This is a genomic window from Brachybacterium sp. FME24 (genome assembly GCF_014897705.1).
GTDB lineage: Bacteria > Actinomycetota > Actinomycetes > Actinomycetales > Dermabacteraceae > Brachybacterium.
This window is the reverse complement of sequence record NZ_JABUXV010000008.1, coordinates 218,518-240,808: the sequence shown is the minus strand read 5'-3', so window position 1 is coordinate 240,808 and position 22,291 is coordinate 218,518. Positions and strand designations below refer to the sequence as shown.

At 69.8% G+C, this 22,291-nt stretch carries 22 protein-coding genes; 16 read left to right on the top strand and 6 right to left on the bottom strand.

Translation table 11 applies throughout. From position 1 onward, the window contains the following. From INT51_RS11330 to INT51_RS11320, 3 genes are all read right to left on the bottom strand, one after another. Positions 1-801: DDE-type integrase/transposase/recombinase (locus tag INT51_RS11330; RefSeq protein WP_193105403.1), on the bottom strand; the 801-nt coding region annotated here is incomplete at its 3' end. A 154-nt stretch (positions 802-955) separates the two neighbouring features. Continuing rightward, positions 956-1,210: a hypothetical protein gene (locus INT51_RS11325; protein WP_193105402.1), complete on the bottom strand. Its 255-nt coding sequence runs from the start codon at positions 1,208-1,210 to the stop codon at positions 956-958. 95 nt (positions 1,211-1,305) lie between these two features. Further along, entirely contained in the window at positions 1,306-1,962 is a 657-nt protein-coding gene (locus INT51_RS11320) for an FMN-dependent NADH-azoreductase (RefSeq protein WP_193105401.1), read from the bottom strand. A 76-nt stretch (positions 1,963-2,038) separates the two neighbouring features. Here INT51_RS11320 and INT51_RS11315 point away from each other — a divergent pair, with 76 nt between their 5' ends. The 3 genes from INT51_RS11315 to INT51_RS11305 all read left to right on the top strand — a co-directional run bounded on the left by INT51_RS11315 (position 2,039) and on the right by INT51_RS11305 (position 6,548). Next, positions 2,039-2,377, top strand: coding sequence for a helix-turn-helix domain-containing protein (locus INT51_RS11315; protein ID WP_193105400.1), 339 nt, complete (start codon positions 2,039-2,041; stop codon positions 2,375-2,377). Between the two features lie 385 nt (positions 2,378-2,762). After that, positions 2,763-3,890 carry an alpha/beta hydrolase gene (locus INT51_RS11310; RefSeq protein WP_193105399.1) on the top strand — a complete coding sequence of 376 codons (1,128 nt, stop codon included), beginning with the start codon at positions 2,763-2,765 and terminating at the stop codon, positions 3,888-3,890. 135 nt (positions 3,891-4,025) lie between these two features. Beyond that, positions 4,026-6,548, top strand: a complete 2,523-nt coding sequence (locus INT51_RS11305; protein ID WP_193105398.1) for an FAD-dependent oxidoreductase — start codon at positions 4,026-4,028, stop codon at positions 6,546-6,548. Between the two features lie 39 nt (positions 6,549-6,587). On the opposite strand, the gene INT51_RS11300 is transcribed toward INT51_RS11305, so the two are convergent. After that, positions 6,588-7,364 carry an IclR family transcriptional regulator gene (locus INT51_RS11300; protein WP_226832237.1) on the bottom strand — a complete coding sequence of 259 codons (777 nt, stop codon included), beginning with the start codon at positions 7,362-7,364 and terminating at the stop codon, positions 6,588-6,590. A gap of 158 nt (positions 7,365-7,522) precedes the next feature. Here INT51_RS11300 and INT51_RS11295 point away from each other — a divergent pair, with 158 nt between their 5' ends. The 5 genes from INT51_RS11295 (at position 7,523) to INT51_RS11275 (ending at position 12,012) form a co-directional block, all read left to right on the top strand. Further along, positions 7,523-8,767, top strand: coding sequence for a glycine cleavage T C-terminal barrel domain-containing protein (locus INT51_RS11295; protein WP_193105397.1), 1,245 nt, complete (start codon positions 7,523-7,525; stop codon positions 8,765-8,767). A 1-nt stretch (position 8,768) separates the two neighbouring features. Then, entirely contained in the window at positions 8,769-9,605 is an 837-nt protein-coding gene (locus INT51_RS11290; RefSeq protein WP_193105396.1) for a methylenetetrahydrofolate reductase, read from the top strand. Positions 9,606-9,778: 173 nt separating this feature from the next. After that, positions 9,779-10,546: a GTP pyrophosphokinase family protein gene (locus INT51_RS11285; RefSeq protein WP_193105395.1), complete on the top strand. Its 768-nt coding sequence runs from the start codon at positions 9,779-9,781 to the stop codon at positions 10,544-10,546. A 48-nt stretch (positions 10,547-10,594) separates the two neighbouring features. Beyond that, a complete protein-coding gene (locus INT51_RS11280) occupies positions 10,595-11,380 on the top strand; it encodes an NAD(P)-dependent oxidoreductase (RefSeq protein ID WP_193105394.1) in 786 nt (261 codons plus the stop codon). Beyond that, positions 11,377-12,012 carry a Pr6Pr family membrane protein gene (locus tag INT51_RS11275; protein WP_193105393.1) on the top strand — a complete coding sequence of 212 codons (636 nt, stop codon included), beginning with the start codon at positions 11,377-11,379 and terminating at the stop codon, positions 12,010-12,012. Before INT51_RS11280 ends, INT51_RS11275 begins: the two co-directional genes overlap by 4 nt. Before the next feature lie 30 nt (positions 12,013-12,042). Here the strand turns inward: INT51_RS11275 and INT51_RS11270 are convergent, their stop codons facing one another. Beyond that, positions 12,043-12,885 (bottom strand): maleylpyruvate isomerase family mycothiol-dependent enzyme, encoded by an 843-nt coding sequence (locus tag INT51_RS11270; protein ID WP_193105392.1) that lies wholly within the window; start codon positions 12,883-12,885, stop codon positions 12,043-12,045. Positions 12,886-13,058: 173 nt separating this feature from the next. Between INT51_RS11270 and INT51_RS11265 the strand changes: the two genes are divergently transcribed. Further along, positions 13,059-13,274 (top strand): heavy-metal-associated domain-containing protein, encoded by a 216-nt coding sequence (locus tag INT51_RS11265; RefSeq protein WP_193105391.1) that lies wholly within the window; start codon positions 13,059-13,061, stop codon positions 13,272-13,274. A gap of 91 nt (positions 13,275-13,365) precedes the next feature. Then, a complete protein-coding gene (locus INT51_RS11260) occupies positions 13,366-15,645 on the top strand; it encodes a cation-translocating P-type ATPase (protein WP_193105390.1) in 2,280 nt (759 codons plus the stop codon). Here INT51_RS11260 and INT51_RS11255 read toward each other — a convergent pair. Then, the gene (locus tag INT51_RS11255; RefSeq protein WP_226832236.1) at positions 15,633-16,076 is read right to left on the bottom strand and encodes a MarR family winged helix-turn-helix transcriptional regulator; all 444 of its coding nucleotides are present in this window, start codon (positions 16,074-16,076) and stop codon (positions 15,633-15,635) included. The genes INT51_RS11260 and INT51_RS11255 overlap by 13 nt on opposite strands. Positions 16,077-16,154: 78 nt before the next feature. On the opposite strand from INT51_RS11255, the gene INT51_RS11250 reads away from it, so the two are divergent. The 6 genes from INT51_RS11250 (at position 16,155) to INT51_RS11225 (ending at position 22,269) form a co-directional block, all read left to right on the top strand. Then, on the top strand, positions 16,155-16,529 hold the full coding sequence (locus INT51_RS11250) for a VOC family protein (RefSeq protein ID WP_193105389.1): 375 nt from the start codon (positions 16,155-16,157) through the stop codon (positions 16,527-16,529). A gap of 115 nt (positions 16,530-16,644) precedes the next feature. Then, positions 16,645-17,916, top strand: coding sequence for a sensor histidine kinase (locus INT51_RS11245; protein ID WP_304502164.1), 1,272 nt, complete (start codon positions 16,645-16,647; stop codon positions 17,914-17,916). Continuing rightward, positions 17,904-18,554 carry a response regulator transcription factor gene (locus INT51_RS11240; protein WP_193105388.1) on the top strand — a complete coding sequence of 217 codons (651 nt, stop codon included), beginning with the start codon at positions 17,904-17,906 and terminating at the stop codon, positions 18,552-18,554. Before INT51_RS11245 ends, INT51_RS11240 begins: the two co-directional genes overlap by 13 nt. 153 nt (positions 18,555-18,707) lie before the next feature. Further along, positions 18,708-18,989, top strand: a complete 282-nt coding sequence (locus tag INT51_RS11235; protein ID WP_193105387.1) for a hypothetical protein — start codon at positions 18,708-18,710, stop codon at positions 18,987-18,989. Next, positions 18,986-19,753, top strand: coding sequence for an ABC transporter ATP-binding protein (locus INT51_RS11230; protein WP_193105386.1), 768 nt, complete (start codon positions 18,986-18,988; stop codon positions 19,751-19,753). Before INT51_RS11235 ends, INT51_RS11230 begins: the two co-directional genes overlap by 4 nt. Further along, on the top strand, positions 19,750-22,269 hold the full coding sequence (locus tag INT51_RS11225; RefSeq protein WP_193105385.1) for an ABC transporter permease: 2,520 nt from the start codon (positions 19,750-19,752) through the stop codon (positions 22,267-22,269). Before INT51_RS11230 ends, INT51_RS11225 begins: the two co-directional genes overlap by 4 nt. Positions 22,270-22,291 lie beyond the last annotated feature (22 nt).

Sequence of the window (22,291 nt, the reverse complement as noted above, 5' to 3'; positions counted from 1 at the left end):
TGGGCATGTTCCGATTCTCCTTGCTGAGACTCGGAACGAAACCCAGGGCGCTTCATCGATCTTGCCTTGGGTCTGGGGATGGTTCGGGGCGCCGTTGAGCTGGCGGACCCCGAGGTCCTGGAGGGCGCGTTCGAACGAGTTCAGAGTCTTCAGCGTTCGGCGGCCCTGGGCGAAGCGGGTGGTGAAGACCATCCCGTTGTCGGTCAGCATCGCGGCGGGGGCGCCGTAGGTGCGGGTCAGGTCCATGAACGTGGCGGTGACGAGAGGGCCGGTGACCGGAGTGAAGGGGCGGGCTGTCAGCAGGAATCGGGAGTGGTCGTCGAGGAAGTCGAGGATCTCGACGTCGGTGTCGTCAGCTAGGGGCCAATGGGTGAAATCGGCCTGCCACATCTCGTTGGGTTGATCGGCTTCGAAGCGGTGCCACGAGGAGCGGGGTCGTTTGCGGGGCTGCGGGGTGACCAGGTCGTGAGCGCGCAGGATTCGGTGGATCGTGGCGCGGGAGGGGCTGGGGAGGCCTTCACGTTCCAGGCGCATGGAGATAGTGACGGCGCCGACGTCCTGACCGGTGGTGCTCAGTTCGTGGCGCAGTTGCACGATCCGTTCGACCACGTCCGGGGGCGTGGCGTGGGGCCTGTGGTGTGGCGCGCGGGAGCCGGGGTCGAGGGCGTCGAGGCCTCCCGTGCGGTAGCGGACCAGCAGGATCTCGACCCAGCGACGCGAGACGCCGTAGCGTCGTGCGGCTTCCGCCGGCCGCAGCCCGCTCTCGATGATGGACAGCACGATCACCCGGTTCTTCGCCATCGCTCATTGTGCGAACGATGTCCCGAGACATCACCCGGCCACGGATGCGAACGATGTCGCGAGACAGATGCGAACTATGTCCTGAGACCAGACACCGTCGATCACCCCAATGTGAAGTCTCAGGACATCGTTCGCAGATGTCTCGGGACATGGTTCATGAAGCAGGGCCCCGGTTTTCACCGGGGCCCTGCTTCTTTGTCTGGTAGCCGCGGGTGAGGTCGATGGTGAACTCGGCCAAGAGGGTGGCGGTGTCGAGATCGGCGATGATGACGTCGTCGTGGGCGATGAGCAGGCGGCCAGGCCTGCCTTCTTGCGCCGCCGCAGCGGGCGTGGATGTCAGTCGCCCGCTGCCCCTGTTTCGGCGAGTCGTCCAGATCGGGGGCTCGCCACTGCGGAACAGGTGACGCATGTGCATGTCTGCATGATGAGCCTCATCGCCCGGCCGGCGGTGGGCTCATCGTGACGGTGAGTCCACCGCCGGCCGGGAGCAGCGGATCGATCCGATCAGGCGACGTGGATCCTCCGAGTTGCCGCGAGCTCGCGCCCGTAGGCCTGCGCGGACTTCTCGGCATCCTCCTTGAGTTCGTTCGCGACATCAGTGAAGGCGTCGAGCGCGGGGTTGACGCCCACGAGCGTGAACGGACGCTGGACGACGCGGAGGTCGAGACCCCAGACGTCCTCGAGGACGCGACGCAGCCACCCGGTGGAGTGATCCCATCCCTCCTTCGGCGACCCCACAGCGTAGTTTCCGCCCAGCACCGTGATGAGAGTCGCGGGCTTGCCTTGCAGCGCGGTGCCGGTGGGATCGATGCGCGGATCGGCATATGCGACGTCGAACCAGGCCTTGAAGTGCTGAGAGACGCCGTAGTTGTACAACGGCACCGCGAACAGCAGCGCATCGGCGTCGATCAGTTCATCGGCGAGCGTCGTGGCCAAAGCGTGAGCTGCGGCCTGCTCCCCGGTCCGCTCCCCGACTGCGAGGTGACCCGAGGTGACTACGTCGGACCAGGCGTTCGCAGGCACCGGATCCTGCGCAAGGTCACGACGAGTGACGACGGAGTCCGGATGGGCGGCAGACCACTCTGCCTCGACGAGGTCGGCGAGCGAACGACTGGCGGACGTCGCGGGCATGATGCTGGCGTCCAGGCGGAAGAGCGACATGACAGTACCTTTCGATTCTCGGAGTCACTATGCTTTAGCTAGCGACTCGGCGGAGCGTAGCACGTATGATGGAGCCATGTCCGAGATCGACCGTGAGCTCCAGGTGTGCGATGAAGCCGTCACCCTTGCCTTCAGCGTGCTCGGCAAACGCTGGAACGGCATGATCGTCGCGACCCTCGGCTCCGGATCTACTTCGTTCGTCGCCCTGCGCCGTGCCGTCTCAGGCATCAGCGACTCCGTCCTCTCGGACCGTCTGGCAGAACTCGCTCTGGCGGGACTCGTCACGCGCACCGTGGACGCCGGCCCTCCCGTCACCGTCTCCTACGCACTCACCCCGAGCGGCGAGAGTCTGCTGCCGATCCTCGAACAGCTGGGCAGCTGGGCGGTCGTCAACCTCTCCGCTCCCACGGACTGACGCCGTCCGGGACGCCGCTCGGATTCATCGACGCCTATCCCATTCGTCGCCGCTGACGATGGCGCACGCCCCACGCGCTGACAGTCACTCCGGTACCAAGGTGCAACCAGCGATCTTGTCCGACGAGGAATGCTGCTAGCGGGGACCCCGAGGAGCGCCCTGGCGGCAGGTCGCCCCTCATGCCCAGTCATGCCCCGGCTGGATTTGCGACCATTGCCATCTGTAAATTCATGGCTCACGGTGGACACATGATCATCGACGATCTACCCACCCCAGAGCACCTGGGACGGGACTCGATCGGCGACGACGACGACGACGACGCAGCATCCCACGTCTCGATTCCGCGTCGGGGAGCCCTGCATCCGATCCCAGGAAGGCTCCCGCCATGCCCTACGGCTACCTGGTCACCATCCTCATCTGGGGCCTGGCCACCGCAGCCATGCTCCGACCGCCCCGCCGGCCGATCTGGATTGCCCGGGGCGTGTACTTTCTCAGCGTCGTCCTGAACGAGCTGCCGCTCCTGGGACTGATCCTGTTCGCCCTGGCCACCGCGCAGGCACTCCTTCTCGACAATCTCCTGTCCACGCCCTTCGGCCCCCTGGCCCTGGCCGCAGCGGCGCTCGTGGCCACAGGGATGATCGCCCTGCAGGTGTCGGTCGCCCGCGCACGTCGCGTCATCGTCAGGACCGTCGGCGTCCCCGTCGGGTCACGCCCGTTCCGCGGGGCATCGGTGCTGCCCTTTCTGCGCCCGACACGGCTCGTCGAACGCATCTCGAACATCCCCTATGCCCCCGGGGGCCAGCACCACCTGCTGGATCTGTCTCGACGGCGCGACCTGACCGGGCCGGCTCCGGTGCTGATCTATCTCCACGGCGGCGGATACGTCGGCGGCGACAAGCACTTCGAGTCCGGACCGCTGCGGCAGCGGATGGCACAGCGCGGCTGGATCGTGCTCAGCGCGAATTATTCCCTGCGCCCGCAGTCCGCATGGCCCGAGCACCTGGTGGACGTCAAACGGGTGCTCGCCTGGGTGCATGCGCACGCCGAGGAGTTCGACATGGACGGCACCACGCTCGTGGTTGCCGGCAGCTCCGCGGGCTCGCACCTGGCCGTCCACGCCGCGCTGACGGCGAACCAGCCAGATCTCCAGCCGGGCTTCGAGGACGTCGACACCCGCATCTCAGCGGTGGTCGGACTGTACGGCTACTACGGCCGGTACTACGGGCGCGGCGCGGAGGAGCATCCGACCTCGGCTCCCCTGGATCTTCCGGCCGACGAGGCACCCCCGGTCGTCCTGTTCCATGGCGACCAGGACACCTACGTGCCGGTTCAGCAGGCCCGTGACCTCGTAGCCCATCTACGAGGTGGGTCGCACCACGCCGTCGCGTACGCGGAGCTGCCGGGTGCGCAGCACGGCTTCGACGTCTTCGCCTCGCCGCGCAACCGCGCGGTCCTCGAGGGGGTCGAGCACTTCCTCGACCAGCACACCGTGCACTCCGCGGACCGGCGGTAGGCAGCGCCCATCCCGAGGATCTGGAAAGCTCGGCGGAACCGGGGCCGGGGCCTGGACCGCGATCGTGGTACCCCTGGTCAAACGCCGCAGACCGGTCTACCGTGAGGATGCCCAGGGCCAGTTCGGGAGGACGCCATGGCACAGTTGCCGGATCGCGCAGACATCGTCGTCATCGGAGCCGGTGTGGTGGGCAATGCCGCCGTCGCCCACCTCGCGGACCATGGATGGCGCAGTATCGTCCAGATCGACAAGGGTCCGCTGCCGGATCCAGGTGGGTCGACCGGGCACGCCTCGAACTTCGTGTTCCCCGTCGACCATTCGAAGGAGATCACCGACCTCACCGTGGACTCCCTGCGGCAGTACGGGGAGCTCGGGGTGCTCACCCGCTGCGGCGGCATCGAGGTGGCGCGCAGCGCGCGACGGATGCAGGAGCTGACCCGACGGATGACGTCGGCCCGATCGTGGCGCGTCGAGGCGCACCTGCTCTCCCCCGCGGAGATCCAGGAGCTCGTGCCGTACTGCGACGCGAGCCTGCTGATCGGTGGTTTCCATACCCCGACCGGTGCGATCGTCGACCCGATCCGGGCGGGTCAGCTGATGCGTGAGCGTGCTGAAGGCCTCGGCGCGCTCACCACCGTCCCCGACACCGAGGTGACCGGCCTCGAGGTCACAGCAGGACGCGTGCGTCGCGTGGTCACCGACCGCGGTGAGATCGAGACGGAGATCGTGGTCATCGCCTGCGGCGTGTGGAGCCCGCGGGTCGCAGCGCTCGCGGGGGCGGCCATCCCGCTCACCCCGGCGGTGCACCAGATGATCGACGTCGGCCCGATCCCGCAGCTCGCGGCGACCGATGACTGGGTCAGCTTCCCGCTCCTGCGGGACATGGACCGCCTCATGTACGAGCGTCAGCGCGGGCCCGACCTCGAGATCGGGTCCTACGCGCATCGCCCGCTGCTGCACCGCACGGAGGAGATCCCTCCGGTCGGTGCCCATCCCGGGCAGGCCAGCCCCACCAGCTTCCCCTTCACCGAGGACGACTTCACCGAGCAGATGCAGCATGCGCGGGAGATGTTCCCGGAGCTGCTCACCGACCCCGAACCACCCCGGAAGACAGCGATCAACGGGCTCCTCTCCCTCACCCCGGACGGTGGCGCCCTGGTGGGCGAGACGCCCGAGGTGGGTGGCCTGTGGTCGGCGGCAGCGGTCTGGATCAAGGAGGCCGCGGGGGTGGGCCGCCTGCTCGCCGAGCTGATCACCGACGGCACCAGCGAGATCGATCCGCACGGCTCGGACATCGCTCGCTTCCACCCCGCCGCCCGCACCGAGGCCCACGTGAAGGCGCGCGCCGCCGAGGGGTTCCCGAGGGTCTACGGGATCAGCCATCCCCGTGAGCAGTGGCTTTCGGGCCGCCCGATGCGCACCAGCCCGTTCCATCCCCGCACCGAGGCGCTCGGGGCGGAGTACTTCGAGGCCGCCGGCTGGGAACGCCCGCAGTGGTACCGGACCAACGCCCCGCTCCTCGCCGAGTTCGGAGCCCGCCTCTCCGAGCGCAACCACGAGTGGGATGCCCGCTGGTGGTCACCGCTCATCGAGGCCGAACACCTCGCGATGCGCGAGCGGGTGGCGATGATCGACCTGGGCGCCTTCGCGATCTTCGACGTGACGGGGCCCGGCGCCCTGGCCTACCTGGAGCATCTCGCCATGGCGCGGATCGATGTGCGCGTCGGCCGCGTCGTCTACACCCCGCTGCTGACCGAGGTGGGCACGTTCCGCTCGGACCTGACGATCGTGCGACGCGGGGTGGCGGATTTCCGGGTGATCACCGGCGGCGCCGAGGGCGGCCGGGACCTCGCGTGGTTGCGGGGCCATCTGCCTCCTGACGGATCGGTGCAGCTGACGGACATGACCTCGGCGGTCTCCACCATCGGGGTATGGGGCCCGCGGGCCCGTGATCTGGTCTCGGCCCTCACCGATATCGACCTCGGCGGCGAGGCATTCGGGTACGGCACCGCCCAGGACATGGCGCTCGGCAGCATCCCGGTCTCGATGCTGCGGATCTCCTACGTCGGCGAATCCGGCTGGGAGATCCACGTCGCCACCGAGCACGGTCTGCGCCTGTGGGACCTGCTGTGGGAAGCCGGCCAGGAGCATGGCGCGATTGCCGCGGGCATCGGGGTGTACGGCACCACGGGGCGCCTGGAGAAGGCCTACCGGCTGATGGGCGCCGAGCTCACCGGGGAGTACGACCCGGTCGAGGCCGATCTCGCGCTGCCGAAGGTGAAGCGGGCCGATTTCGTCGGCAAGCAGTCCTACCTCGCCTCCCGAGATCGGGGACCGGCCGCCACACTGTGCACCCTCGCCCTCGCGGAACCTCCTTCGAACCCGGACGCCGCACGTTTCCCGACCGGTCATGAACCGGTGCTCACGCCCGACGGTGAGCCGATCCTCGACTCCCGAGGACGTCGCTCCTTCGTCGCCTCCGCCGGTCCCGCGCCGTCGATCGGACGCTACCTGCTCCTGGCATATCTCCCCCCGCAACTATCAGTGGTGGGCACGGCATTGCACGTCCAGTACCTGGGGTCGCTGCTCCCGGTGGAGGTGCTGAGCGTCGGGCGCCGACCGCCCTTCGACCCGGAGAACGCTCGGATGACGGGCTGAGACCGATCCTGGACGGGGCGCCTGCCAGGCCAGGGCGGGTCAGCCCGTGAGGTCGGGGCGATGCCCCAACGCTCGTGAGACGTCCGTGGCGGCCCGCACCAGCTGCTCAGCCATCTGCGGGAGGTCCGCGGAGCCGAGCCGGTAGGCGGGCCCGGCCGCGGACAGCGCCGCGACCACGTTCCCCTCCGGCCCACGGATCGCCGCGGCGACGGCGTTCAGTCCCTCCTCGAACTCTTCCTCCGCCACCGCCCAGCCGCGGGTCCCGGCCTCCCGCAGCTGCTCCCGCAGCGCGACCGGGTCGACGACCGTGCGAGTCGTGAATCGTTCCAGGGGTGCTGCCAGCAGAGCCTCGCTCTCCGCCAGCGGAAGGTGCGCGAGCAGCACCTTCCCGCTCGAGGTCGCGTGCAGGACTGTCCGGTCCCCCACCCAGTTGTGCATCGCGACCGTCCTGGTGCCCTGGGCCTGGTGAAGATTCACCGCCGCTCCCGAGCGGTATACGGCGAGGTTCACCGTCTCGCCCAGCTGCTCGGCGAGCGCGTCGCACACCGGGCCGGCGACGGCGGTGAGGTCGGGCCGGGAGTGCGTCGCCGCCGCCAGCCGCAGCACGCCGACGCCGAGCCGCACGGGCCCGCCCTCCCCGGCTCGTTCCACCAGGTCGCGACCTTCCAGCGCGGCGATCAGACGCGAGGCCGTGGACTGGTGGACCCCCAGCTCGGCCGCGACCCGACCCACGCTCGACCCGCCGTCGCGGGCGAGGATCTCCAGCACCTGCACCGCTCTGTCGACGGACTGCACTGCTCCCGTTCCCGTCATCATCTGGCTCCTCCTGACCGGTGACCGCATCGCGCTCATCGCACTCGATGCGTCCTCGTCTCCCTGGCTTTCTCGTACCTGTCATGCGTACTACGCACATCATTGCGCATTGCGCACGGGAATGTCACAGTTGGGCACGGACACGATTCCTGGAGGCCACAATGACTGTGAACCCGAATCCTCAAGTGCTGCTCTACCCCCGCATCCGCAAGTCCCCGTTCTTCTACGCCTCCCGGCGCCACGGGGTCGCGATGTACAGCGTCTACAACCACACATATCACCCCCGGCACTACGGTGACCCCGTCGCCGAGTACTGGGCGCTGCTGGAGGGCGTCACCCTCTGGGACGTCGGCGTCGAGCGCCAGATCGAGATCTCCGGCCCCGACGCCTTCGACTTCACGAACCTGTTGATCACCCGCGACCTGTCGAAGTGCAAGGTCGGACAGTGCAAGTACGTCTTCCTCACCGATCAGCACGGCGGGATCCTGAACGACCCGATCCTGCTGCGACTGGAGGAGAACCGCTTCTGGCTCTCGCTCGCCGACAGCGACATCCTGCTGTGGGCCCGCGGCGTCGCCACGCACGCCGGGATGGACGTGCGGATCGAAGAGATCGACGTCGGCCCCGTGCAGGTGCAGGGACCGAAGTCCTTCGCACTCATGCGCGACCTGCTCGGCGACTCGGTGGCCGACATCCGCTACTACTACCTGCACGACTACACGATCGACGGGATCGACGTGACGGTCTCGCGCACCGGATACACCGGCGAGATCGGGTACGAGATCTATGTCCATCACGCGTCGCGCGATGCCGAGAGGCTGTGGGAGCTGGTCTGGGAAGCAGGCAGGGCCCATGATCTGCGGGTCATCGGGCCGTGCCATATGCGGCGCATCGAGGGCGGCATGCTCGCTCACGGCGCGGACATCACGATCAACACCAACCCCTTCGAGGTCGGTATGGGCTACGACTGGATGGTGGACCTCGACCAGGAGGCCGACTTCATCGGCAAGGAGGCCTTGCGCCGGATCAAGGCGGAGGGTCCGCATCGGAAGCTGGTCGGGCTCGAGATCGGCGGGCCGGAGCTGGGTACCTACAACGACGGCTCGATGATCGACGTCCTGCCCGTCCACCGTGACGGGACCCGCATCGGCGAGGTCACCTCCGCCTGTCGATCCCCGCGGCTGGCGAAGAACATCGGACTGGCGATGGTGTCGATCGAGGCCGCAGAGGTGGGCACGCAGCTGCAGGTCGACATCGGCGCCCGCGACGCCTCCGGTACCGATCTGGTCGATGCCGTCGTCGTCGCCAAACCGTTCATTGACCCGGCCAAGGATCAGCCCAAGGGGGACGTCACCGCACTCGGAACACCTGATGCGGCGGCAGGAGAGCTTGCCTTGGGAGTCTGAGATGACCAGCGAGGTTCCGCGCGACCCGTCGGCGCAGGAGTGCAGGCCACAGTTCGAGGTGATCCCGTTGCGGGACATCGCCGAGCAGGTGGCCGAGCATCTGCCGCCGGGGTCACGGGTGACCGTGACCGCCTCACCGGCGCACGGGACGGCGGCGACGATCTCGACAGCGCTGGCCCTGGCGGAACGGGGGTTCACGGCGATACCTCACCTGGCCGCCCGCCAGATCGCCGACGTGCGGGAACTGCGTGGGATCCTGGCGGAACTCGCCTCCGCCGGCGTGCACGAAGTATTCGTGATCGCCGGCGATGCCCCGCGGCCTGCCGGCGCCTTCACCGGAGCGCTGGACCTGGTGGAGGTCATCGACGCGGAGAGGCGCGGGTTCACCATCGGCGTGGGCGCGCATCCCGAGGGGCACCCGTTCGTCGGGGAGCAGGAGGCTCTGCGGTTGCTGAAGGCGAAGGCGGAGCATGCTTCCTATCTGGTGACCCAGATGTGCTTCGAGGCTGCGCCGCTGCTGTCGTGGCTGCAGAACATCCGGGACGCAGGCGTCACCCTCCCGGTGCGTCCGGGCATCGCCGCCCCCGTCGGCACAGCGCGATTGCTGCGCATCGGGGCGCGGATCGGGGTGGGCCGTTCGCTGCGCCTGCTGACAGCTCCGACCTCCGGGGTTCGCCGCCTCGTGGGCCCGGGCTCGTGGCGACCGGATGCTCTGCTCGACGAGCTCGCCCCGGCCTACCGGGATCCGACGTCGATGCTGCAGGGTCCTCACGTGTACACGTTCAATGATCTCGCTGCCACCGGGTCGTGGGGGATCGGCTCGCGGGTGGCCGAATAGCGGGTTGCCTGGTCATGGGCGGTCAGCCTCCGAACGTGCCACCCTCGCCTCGTGAACACCGCTTCTCCTTCGTGGCGAACAGATCTACGGTTGTCGACGCGGTTGCACCGCCTCCCCAGCCGGATCTGGCATGGTCGGGGAGTTCGGATTCCCCCTCGAAGGGCTGTCACTCCATGGACGACGCGGAAACGATCGACGGCGAGACCTCGCAGCGGGTAAGTGCCCTGGTGCAGGCACAGCAGGCCCAGCTGGTACGGCCGGATGCCGACCAGGAGCTCCTCGCCGCGCAGCTGAAGCAGGTCCACCAGGAATTCACCCGGCTGCGGATGCACTACCAGTTCGGGATCGACGAGGTGGAGACGAAAGTGAACATCCTGCGCCAGGAGTTCGAGCAGATTCACGACTACAGTCCGATCGAGCACGTGCGCTCTCGCCTGAAGTCCACCGAGAGCCTCATCGAGAAAGCCGTGCGCACCGGCGGCGACATGACGATCCCGGCGATCCGGACGCGGGTCCATGACATCGCCGGGGTGCGCATCACCTGCAGCTTCGTCTCGGACGTGTATTGGATCGCGGACATGCTGCGCCGTCAGCCGGATCTCGAGGTGCTCACCGTCAAGGACTACATCGCTTCTCCGAAGCGCAACGGGTATCGCTCGCTGCACCTGATCGTGCAGGTTCCCGTCTTCCTCTCGGAGCACACCGAGTACGTGCCCGTCGAGCTGCAGCTGCGTACCATCGCCATGGACTTCTGGGCCAGCACCGAGCACAAGCTGAGCTACAAGTACCGCAAGAACCTCCCTCCCCGCCTGCGCGAGGAGCTGGACGACGCCGCGCGCGTCGCCGCGGACCTGGACTCACGCATGGAGCGGATGCGCACCGAGATCCGGCCGATGCCGGACCGGGACGGCGACCACCAGGCAGGGGCCCGCACGTCCTGACGTCCCTGGAGCCGCCCCCGTCGGGATCGCAGCGACCATAATGGCCGCATGAGCAACTCGAACAGGCGTGTGCTGATCACCGGCGCGACGGGCGGCGTCGGCTCCGACCTGACTGCGGCCCTGGATGAGGACTACGAGCTCGTCCTGCATGGCCGCAGCGCCGATGATGCCCCGCCGGGCTCCGACTTCCGGGTCGCCGAGCTCGGCGACTACGACCAGGTCCTCGCACTCATGGACGGTATCGACACGGTGGTGCACCTGGCCGGCGCCGCTTCCCCGGAATCCAGCTGGGAGCTCGTGCTGGAAGCGAATCTCATCGGACAGCGCAATGTTCTCGAGGCGGCCCGAGCAGCCGGCGTCAGGCGCGTCGTCCTCGCCTCCTCGAACCATGCGATGGGTATGTACGACCGGCTCGAGCAGTGGCCGGTGTACCCGGACCAGATCCCCCGCGGAGACTCCCTCTACGGCGTCTCCAAGATCTTCGGCGAAGCCCTCGGTCGTTATTACTACGACGAGTACGGGTTGGACGTGATCGCGCTGCGCATCGGCTGGGTGACCGACGATCCGCTCACGGTCGAGGAGGACATCCTGCGCGCCCTGTGGCTGAGCCCGCGCGATTGTGCGCAGGTGGTGCGTCGGGCGATCGAGGCCGAGGTGCGATTCGGAGTGTTCTATGCGATCTCCGACAACCCCAATCGGCGCTGGTCGATGACCAACACCACCCTCGAGCTGGGCTACCGCCCCCAGGACTCCTGGACGGATCTGACCGGTGGCCGGGAGACCGTGATCGAAGGCGGCGCCGACGTGCGAGATTCCTGGCCCCACGGGTCGTGATCAGCCCGGCCACGGCGGCGCGGTCGGCGATCGCACTGCTGGTTCTCGCTGCGCTGGTCAGCGATGCCCTGGGCGCCGTGCACGAGGGTCTGCTCGCACAGCACGTCTCCTACTTCACCAACCAATCGAACCTGATGTTCGTGGTCCTCGTGGGCGTGGGCACTGCCATGGCGACCGGTCGGCCCGCCTGGTTCGACGATGCGCGCGGAGCCGTCGCGTTCTATCTCGCGATGACGGGGATCATCTACGCGCTGCTGGTGGCCCCGCTGGACGAACTGCTGCGATGGGATATCGGCTGGACCGGGATCGTGCTGCACCGTCTGGCGCCGGTGGCGGCGATCGCCGATTGGGCCCTGACACCCCGTGAGCACCCTGCTTCCTCACGTCGCATCCTGTGGTGGCAGGCCTTCCCTCTCGCGTACCTGGCTGCCACCTGGATGCGGGGCGGGGTCACCGCCTGGTACCCCTACGCGTTCCTGGATCCGACCGCGTCGTCCTGGTCGCAGGTGCTGATCACCACCGTCGTGGTGCTGGGGGCGTTCCTCGCGATCGCGACGCTCATGCATCTGGCCGACGGTCGACTGCGGCAGGTGCCTGCAGCGCAGATCGCACCGGTGCAGACTGCGCGGTGAGGCGCGGGCGCTCCCCAGCTCCCACGGACCTCAGTCGTGCCCTTCGGCGATCAGCGCCCTCATCTGCTGCACGGCCTCCGGATCGCCGACGATCTCGACCTTCTCGGACCCGCCGGTGAGGTGCTCGAGAGCCAGGCCCCTCCCCCATGCCCACAGGTCCAGGGCGAACGGAGAACCGGATACGGTGGCGCGCGGGAGAGAGTCGCCCTCCCCAGCGTTCTCGAGCAGGCGGCCGACAGGGACATCGAAGCGCGCGCCGTCGCGGGGGCGCGTCCCCGACCAGCGGCTGATGAGCAGCTGCTCGGTGCCGCTCCCGCCCGCCTCGATCTCGATCACGGCGGTCGGCGTGATCCGGGCCCACTGCGGGATCCACTCGATTCCTGCCGGCCACATCACGCGCAGCACGTGGTCCAGCCCGGCGTGAGCGACCTCGGTCGAGATCGGGGTGACGGGGCGGCCCGCGGCGAGCTCCGCGTCGACCCGATGGATGATCGCCTCATGGGTCTGCATACGGCGGATCACGCCGACATTCTGCTGCGTCGAGAGCCAGAACCAGGCGGCCTCGTCGTCGCGGCGGGTCTCGAGCTGGGCGAGGAGTGCGTCCGTCGCAGCGGCGCGACGATCCGTCAGCGCCTCGAGGTCATCGGGCCGCGCACCCCTCGCCCCCGAGATCTCCTCCACCTGCTCCTCGGTCAGCGCCCTCTGGGCGAGGATGGCGGCCCAGAACTCGTGGACCTCGGCGGCGTGCCACAGCAGGTCTGCAGCATTCCACTCCGGGCAGGTCGGGACCTGCTGATCAGGATCGGTGGCGAGAAGGACGGCGGCGAGCCGGTCCGCTTCCTCGCGGATGATGGCAGTGGCATCGATGCTCATGAGCCCATCGAAGCACTCCCGCGCGACATTCGACACCCTTTCTGCCGTGCACCTGTTCGGCCGTCCCCCCGTTCACCCGACCGTGAACACGGTTCGCCTGTATACCCCCATAGGGTATACAGTGGGCGCAGCAGATACCCCTCCTGGGTACCACACTGGCGAAGGAGAGCCCCTTGAGCGCGATCACGAGTACTTACCACGTGTCCGGCATGACCTGCGGTCACTGCGAGATGTCCGTCCGCGAGGAGGTCAGCGAGGTCCCGGGGATCGAGCAGGTCGAGGTCAGCCACGAGACCGGCGCACTCGTGGTCACCTCCGAGCAGCCCGTCGACGATTCTGCCGTGCTGGCCGCGGTGACCGAGGCCGGCTACTCGGCGGCGCGAACCTGAGACGGACGGCCCGACCACCGAACCGCCGACGGCGCCACCTCACGCAGGCCGCCGGTACCAGCCCTCAGTCCACGAGAGAGAAGCCCACCCCATGACCACTTCGCCGGCCCAGCTGCCGCTGGGCGCCGATATCGACCTCGCGATCGGCGGAATGACCTGCGCCTCGTGCGCGAATCGGATCGAGCGGAAGCTGAACAAGCTCGAAGGGGTCTCGGCATCGGTCAATTACGCCACCGAGAAGGCGAAGGTCTCCGCGCCCGCCGGGTACGACCCTCAGGATCTGGTCAGCACGGTCGAGCAGGCCGGCTACTCCGCGACCTTGCCGGTACTCCCGGACCCGGAGCAGGGGCAGAGTCGGGGTGGCCCTGCGGAGGCTCCCGAGGATCCGGAGCTGACCTCGTTGCGCCAGCGACTGATCGGCGCCGTCGTGCTCTCGGTGCCGGTGATCCTGCTCTCGATGATCCCTGCTCTGCAGTTCACCTTCTGGCAGTGGGCGAGCCTCGCCCTGGCCTCCCCGGTGATCGTCTGGGCCGCCTGGCCGTTCCACAAGGCGGCCTGGACCAACCTGCGCCACGGTGCGGCGACGATGGACACCCTGATCTCCGTGGGAACCTCGGCCGCCTACCTGTGGTCGTTGTACGCCCTGTTCTTCGGGACGGCCGGGATGCCCGGCATGACCCACGAGTTCTCGCTGACCATCGGCCGGTCCGACGGCTCGGCGAACATCTACCTCGAGGTCGCTGCCGGCGTCACCATGTTCATCCTGCTGGGCCGCTATCTCGAGAAGCGGTCCAAGCGACAGGCCGGTGCCGCCCTGCGGGCGCTGATGGACATGGGTGCCAAGGACGTCGCCGTACTGCGCGACGGCGTCGAGACCCGCATCCCGGTGACCGAGCTGGCCGTGGGCGCGGAATTCGTCGTCCGCCCCGGGGAGAAGATCGCCACCGACGGCACGATCGTCTCCGGCACCTCCGCCGTGGATGCGTCGATGCTCACCGGAGAGTCCGTGCCGGTCGAGGTGGGCGAGGGCGATGGGGTCACCGGCGCGACGGTCAACGCCGGGGGCCGGCTGCTGGTGCGTGCCACCCGCGTCGGCAGCGATACCCAGCTCGCGCAGATGGCTCGCATGGTCGAGGATGCCCAGTCCGGCAAGGCCGACGCGCAGCGCCTCGCAGATCGCGTCTCGGGAATATTCGTCCCGGTCGTCCTCGTGCTCGCCGCCCTGGTGCTCCTCGGCTGGCTGCTCACCGGCCACCCGGTCGAGGCGGCCTTCACCGCCGCGGTCGCCGTCCTGATCATCGCCTGCCCCTGCGCGCTGGGACTCGCGACCCCGACCGCACTCCTGGTGGGCACCGGCCGTGGCGCCCAGATGGGCATCCTCCTCAAGGGACCCGAGGTCCTGGAGTCCACGCGCCGCGTCGACACCGTGGTGCTCGACAAGACCGGCACCGTCACCACCGGGAAGATGGCCCTCACCGAGGTGATTCCCGCGCCGGGTGTGGACCGCGCCGAGCTGCTGCGCCTCGCGGGCGCCGTCGAGAATTCCTCCGAGCACCCGATTGCCCAAGCCGTCGCTCGCGGAGCCACCCACGAGATCGGCACCCTTCCCAGCGCGGACGAGTTCGAGAACCTGGCGGGGCTCGGGGTGCGCGGCACGACCGAGAACCGCGACATCCTCGTCGGTCGCGCGTCCCTCTTCGACGACCCCCCGCTGCCCGCAGAGCTCGCCTCGGCCGTGGCCGCTGCCGAGTCCCGGGGCCAGACCGCCGTGGTGGCCGGGTGGGAGGGTCGGGCGCGCGGCGTGCTCGTGGTCGCCGACTCCGTCAGGCCCAGCAGCGCGGAGGCCATCGGGCAGCTGAAGGAGCTGGGCCTGACCCCGATCCTGCTCACCGGCGACAATCGCGCCGCAGCCGAGCAGATCGCCGCCGAGGTCGGCATCGCCGAGGTCATCGCCGAGGTGCTGCCCCAGGACAAGATCGACGTGGTCCTCCGCCTCCAGGGCGAGGGAAAGGTCGTGGCCATGGTCGGCGACGGCGTCAACGATGCCGCCGCCCTTGCCCAGGCGGATCTGGGGTTGGCGATGGGTACCGGCACGGACGTCGCGATCGAGGCCTCGGACATCACCCTGGTGCGTGGCGACCTGCGCGGCGCAGCCGACGCGATCCGGCTCTCCCGGCGAACCCTCGGCACCATCAAGGGCAATCTGTTCTGGGCCTTCGCCTACAACACCGCGGCGATACCGCTGGCGGCGCTGGGCCTGCTGAACCCGATGCTCGCGGGTGCGGCGATGGCGTTCTCCAGCGTCTTCGTGGTGGGCAACAGCCTGCGCCTGCGGTCGTTCCGGAGTCGGGCAGTCCCTCAGTCGCCCTGAAGCGCATCGCGGCAGCTGCCGAGCAGCACCAGCAGCCGCTCCGGCTCATCCCCGACGAGATCCCCCGCCATGGTGGAGACGACACCGCGAACGCGACCATCGGCGGCTTCGGTGAGCTCTGCCGCCTCTTCGGTGAGCTCCGCTGCACGTTCCCGGCGCGGGCCCGGCTCCTGTGACCGCTCCACCAGTCCCCTCTTCTCGAGTCCCTGCAGCAGCACGCTCATGGATTGCCGGGAGACGAAGACTCGCCTGGCCAGCTCCGATCCGGTAACCCCCGGGGCACTGCGCAGGGTGTGGAGGCACGCGTACTGCGCGACGCTCAGGCCCAGTGGTCGCAGCACCTCGTCCATGCGCTGATTCAGGAGTGACTGCGTCTCCTTGATCAGCAGTCCCAGCTGCTCGACCTCTGCGGGCTCCTTCTCGATCATCATGTCAGTATCTTGACATACGTGGGCATGGGTGTCAGGGTATTGACACTGAACGACACCCATCACCCCGAGGAGCTCGGCATGACCACATCCACCATCGGACCGGATTTCGTCTCGATCCAGGTGCGCGACCGGGAGACATCGGCCGCGTTCTACGAGCACGTCGTCGGCCTGTCCCGCGTCCCGGCGCCGAATCCCGTCGCGGCCGTGTTCTCCGCGGACGGCTTCACCTTCGCGGTGCGCGATCAGTTCCCCGGTACGGATCTCGACGCCACCGGGCAGCTCGGCGCGGGCATCGGGTTGTGGTTCCGCCACGCGGAACCCCGTGCGCTGCACGCGCTGCTGCTCGAGCAGGGCACTGCGATCGTGCAGGAACCGATCGAGGGACCGTTCGGCACCCAGTTCGCCTTCCAGGATCCGGATGGGTACGTCATCACGATCCACTCCCAGGGGTGAGTGCCGGCGCGCGGGGCTGTCAGCCCCCGGCATAGAGGACCACCACGGCGTCGGGCGGCCCACCGAGCCCTGTCGTTCGCGGCTACGCTGACGCACGAGCGAGGACGGTGCATCGGTGAACCACAGGATCAGGGACGACGGGCGCTCGATCCTGCGCCGTCCGCAGGCGGCCGTCCGGGCCTGGGTCCACCTCGTCCTCGCCGCGGGCACGGGACTGCTCGCGCTGTGCGCGGTGCTCCTCGGGCTCGCCGTCGCGGTCCTCAGTCTGATCGGGCTCGGCCTGCTGCTCGTGCGTCCCTGGTTGGCGCTGGTGCGATCGATCGCAGACCTCGAACGCGGCCGCCTGCGACGGCTCGGTCATCCGATGACCCCTCCGTACGATCCGCTGCCGAAGGGGTGGCGGCGCGCCGTCGAGGCGGTGCGCGAGGACCGGGCGACGCGGCGCGATCTGGGCTGGCTGGCGCTGCACGGCACCGGCGGGCTCGTGCTCGCGGTGATCGGCGTCCAGTCCGGGACCGCGATGGTCACCGATCTGACGTCTCCGCTGTGGGCCCGCCTGCTGCCCCGCGGGGAGGCGACGGTCCTGCTCGGCCTGGTGCAGGTGGACGTGGGGCAGGGCTGGATCATCGCCCTCGCGGCCGGCCTCCTTGCCGGCATCGTGTTCTTCGTGCTGACCCCGCTGCTCGACCGGGCGACCCAGGAGACCGGCCTCCGGCTCCTCTCCCCGCACCCCGACGTCGACCTCTCGGCGCGCATCACCCAGTTGACCGCGACCCGCGCGGCGGCGCTGGACGCCCACGGCGTCGAACTGCGGCGCATCGAGCGCGCCCTGCACGACGGCGCGCAGAATCGCCTGGTCGGGGTCGCGATGCTCACCGGCGCCGCCCGGGAGTCGGTGCGCCAGGACCCCGAGATGGCAGAGGCGATGATGGAGCGCGCGCACGGCGCCGCCGAGGACGCCCTCGCCGAGCTGCGCGGCGTGGTGCGCAGCATCCTGCCCCCCGTGCTCGCGGACCGCGGTCTCCAGGGGGCTCTGAGCGCGCTGGCCGCCGCGTGCGCCGTGCCGTGCACCTGTGAGGTGGAGGTGGCCGTGCGCTGCCCCGTGAGCGTGGAGTCGACCGCCTACTTCGTGGCAGCGGAGGCGCTGACCAACGTCTCCCGTCACAGCGACGCGAGCCGTGCCGAGCTCGAGGTCCGGCGCACCGGAGACCGGCTGCGGGTCTCCGTCCGGGACGACGGCCGCGGCGGTGCCCGACCGGGCAGCAGCTCCGGGACCGGGCTCACCGGGATCGCGCGCCGGGTCGCGGCGCTGGACGGCACGGTGCAGATCGACAGTCCCCTCGGTGGGCCGACGCTGCTGGAGGTGGAGCTGCCGTGCGGATCGTGATCGCCGAGGACGACGCCTTGCTGCGCGAGGGACTGACCATGGTGCTGCGCGCCCAGGATCTCGACGTGGTCGCCGCCGTGGGTGACGGGGAGCAGTTCCTGTCGGCGGTGGACGAGCACCGTCCCGATGCGGCGGTGCTCGACGTGCGGATGCCCCCGACGCACACCGACGAGGGCATCCGGGCTGCGGTCGCCGCGCGCGAGAGGATCCCGGGCCTGCCGGTGCTGGTGCTGTCCGCGTACGTCGAGCAGTCCTTCGCCGCGGACCTCCTGCACTCCGGCGCCCAGGGCGTCGGCTATCTGCTCAAGGAAAGGGTCGGCAGGGTCTCGGAGTTCGTCGCCGCGCTGCACCGTGTGGCCGACGGCGGCACCGCCATCGACCCCGAGGTGGTCGCCCAGCTGTTCGCCCGGCGTCGGGGCGCCGACCGCTTGGACGCGCTGAGCCCGCGCGAGCGCGAGGTGCTGGCGGCGATGGCCGAGGGGCTCGGCAACACTGCCGTCGCCGCCCGTCTCGCGCTGAGCGACAACGCGCTGCACAAGCACATCCGGTCCATCTTCGCCAAGCTCGGCCTCTCCCCCGACGACAGCTCGGATCGTCGGGTCGCGGCCGTGCTGCGGTACCTCGAGGGCACCCGGTAGAGGCTGGGCCCGGACTCCACCGAGCCCCGCGCGCCCGCTCGACGCCGGTACCCCCTGCTGTACCGCGCAGTGACCTGCTGGCCGGGTGGAGCAGCTGGTCAGCGCGCCGTACGTTCGAAGCATCAGATCACGCTCCGACCGAACGGACTCACCATGGCCCTCCCCACCGACCACCCTCACGGCCCCGCAGGCACGGGTGCGCACCGTACGACCGCTGCCCCCGCTCCGACCGATGCTCGTCCCATCTCCGAGGACCCCGGCGCCGTGCGCGGCACCACGGACCTCGTCCTGTGGGTCCTGCTCGCTGCAGCCCTCGCCCTGAACACCGTCCTCAGCATCGCCGGGCTGCTCGTCCCCTCGCTCCTCGCCGGCCTGATCGTCATCGGTCTGGGCATCGCTCTGGTGAGGCGGCGTCTCGCTCGGAGGTCCCGATGACCGCGCCGGCCCCCGTCCTCCCCCGCCCCGCGTCGGCTCAGGCAGCGGCCCGTCTGCGTCAGGTGACCCGCGTCTACGGTGGTGGCGCCACCGAGGTGCGTGCCTTGGACGGGGTGTCGCTGGACATCCCCGCGCACCGCTTCACCGCGGTCGTCGGCCCCTCCGGATCGGGGAAGTCCACATTGCTGCACACCGCGGCCGCCCTCGACGCCCCCACCAGCGGCACGATCCATCTCGGTGACACCGAGATCTCCGGCCTCACCGAGACCCGTCGCACCCTCCTGCGCCGTGACCGCATCGGCTTCGTGTTCCAGGCGTACAACCTGGTCGAGTCGCTCACCGTCCACCAGAACCTCACCCTGCCGGCCCGGTTGGCGGGGCGCGAGGTGGACAGTGACCATCTCGCCCAGCTCGCCGAGCGTGTGGGCCTCGGCGACCGGTTGCACCATCTGCCCTCGCAGCTCTCGGGCGGCCAGCAGCAGCGCGCCGCCATCGTCCGCGCGCTGGTCGGCTCGCCGGACGTCGTCTTCGCGGACGAGCCCACCGGCGCGCTGGACCTGGCCTCCGCTCGCGAAGTGCTCGATCTGCTGCGCGAGCTCGTCGACGACCTCGGCCAGACCGTCGTCCTGGTCACCCACGACCCGGCCGCGGCGGCCCGTGCGCATCACGCGGTGGTCATGGCCGGCGGCGCCATCACGACGGTGATCGATCATCCGACGCCGCAGTCCGTCGCGACCGAGCTGCTGCGAGGTGGCCTCCGATGACGGGCAAGCTCGCGATGCTTCCCGACGCGGTGGCCATGGCGCGGCGGCGGCTGCCCGCCCTGCTCGCGATCGTGCTCGCTGTCGCCGGTGGCGCGTTCCTCATCGCCGGCAGCGGTATCCTCGCCAACTCCGGACTCGCCTCCAGGACCCCGGTCGGCTCCCTCACCGCGGCCCAACTGGTCGTCTCCGGGAAGCAGGAGGTCCCGCAGGCTGAGGACTTCGCCGCTCCGCTGACCCAGCGGTCCGGCGTCGAGCGCGAGGTCGCAGATCAGCTCGCCGACCGTCCGGAGGTCGCCGGGGCGGTCGGGCGCATCGGGGTCCCTGTCGTCCCGCTTTCTGCACAGGGCGACCCGATGCCGAGCTCTCTCCCGGGAGGCGCCGGCGCCAACTGGGAATTCGCCCTGCTGGGCTCCCCGGCCGTCGACGGCGCGGCACCGACTTCTGCCCACCAGATCGCCGTCAGTCGCGAGCTCGCGACCACCCTGGACCTCGCCGTCGGCGACGAGCAGTCCCTCCTCGTCGCCGGCGAGCAGTCCCTCCTCGTGGTCACCGCGGTCGTCGATACCCCAGGGGCCTCGGTGTTCTTCGCCGACGCCGTGGCCGAAGAGCTCGCCGGGCATCCGGACAAGGTCGACCTGATCGGCCTCACCGTCGCGGACGGCGCGGACCCGGAGTCGGTGGCCACGATGCTCTCGGGGTCGCTGGAGGATTCCGACCTCGAGGTCAGCACCGGCGCGGACCGTGGGGACGCCGCCCAGGTCGGCGCCGCCTCGCAGCGCGGTCAGCTCCTCGCCATCGCCGGGAGCCTCGGCGGCACCTTGCTCCTCACCGTCGGTTTCGTCGTCAGCGCGGCCGTGGGAATCTCGGTGACGCAGCAGCGCCGCGAGCTCGCCCTGCTGCGCGCCACCGGTGCCACGCCCCGTCAGGTGAGGTGGCTGGTCGCCGTCCAGGCGCTGATGGCTGCGCTCGTCGCCCTGCCCGTCGGCGTCGCGGGAAGCTATCTGCTGGCCGCCGCGCTGGGGCAGTGGCTGGACTCCTCGGGGATCCTGCCCGCGAGCGTGCAGGTCGTGCTCGGCCCGATCCCGGCTCTCGCCACGACGGCGCTGCTGCTGGGCACGGTGACGGTGGCGGCGCTGGCCGGGGCGAGCAGGATCTCGCGGATCGCCCCGACCGAGGCGATTGCGCTCTCCCAGATCGAGCCTCGCCCCGCCTCCGCGGTACGCACGACCATCGGCGCGGCCCTGCTCGCCTTCGCGCTGGTCTCCTCCCTGGTCCCGCTCTTCCTGCGCAGCGAGGCCGCGCTGGTCTCGGCATCCTCGAGCGTCCTGATCGGGGTCATCGGGCTCGCGCTCGCCGGTCCCGCACTCGTGCGACGGATCACCGGCTGGACCATGGTCGGTTCCGGCAGTGCGTCCGTGGTGCGCTGGCTGGCAGCTCACAATTCCCAGGCGTATGCCGGGCGCACCGCGGGCGCGGTGACCGTCCTGGCGCTCGCGATCGCCCTGGCCATCACCCAGCTGTTCCTCTTGTCCACCCAGGCGGTCACCCAGCGCGCCGAGCTCGAGGCCGGGAGCCTCCAGAACGCCACCGTCTCCTCCTCCGCCGGGGCCGGACTGACAGAGGCGAACCGCGCCGATCTCGCGCGTACCGAGGGTGTGACCGGAGCCGTCGGCATGGTTTCCACGACCCTGCTGCGCACTCGCGCGACGGCAGCGGGGACCGCCCTGGATCCGCTCACCACCAGTGCCTTCAGCCCGGGCGCGACCGAGGTCGTCGATCCGGGTGTGGTCGAGGGCTCCCTCGCGGAGCTTGAGGGGGACGCTGTGGCCATGGAGGTCGGTGCGGCCCGGCTGGCCGGACTCGACGTGGGCGATCCGATCGAGCTGATCAGCGATGACGGCCGTCCGATCACCGCCCACCTGATCGCGACCTACGACCGCGGCTTCGCCTACGGCAGTCTCGTGACCAGTACGGATCTGCTGCAGGGCGCGACCGGCGAGCGCCCCTACGACGCGGTACTCGTCACCGGAGATCCGGCAGTGATCCAGGACTGGGCGCACGACCGACCAGGTGCCCAGCTGCAGCTGGAGGAGGCCGGTGCGCGCTCCGGCGGGCTGCTACCGGATCAGTGGCTCAGTCTCGTCCTCAACCTGGTCCTGCTGGGATATGTCGTGATGGGCGGCGCGAACTCCCTGGTGGCGGCGACCACCCGGCGCGCCGGGGAGCTGGGGCTGCTGCGGAGGCTCGGGGCGACGCCCCGCCAAGTGCTGGCCATGATGCGGAGGGAGACGCTGCTGACGGCGGCGCTGGCAGCGGCCGCCGGGCTCGCGCTCTCGGTACCGGCCGCGTCTCTGCTGGGCCTGGGACTGCTCGGGCGGCCCTGGCCTCAGGGGCCGCTCTGGGCGATCCCTCTCATCGTCGCGGTCGTCGTCGCTGTCGCGTATCCAGCGATGATGCTGCCGGCGCGGCGGGCCCTGCGGCGCCCACCGGTCGCGACCCTCGCGGGAGATCGCTGAACGCTGGGGCGGGGCGCGGCGC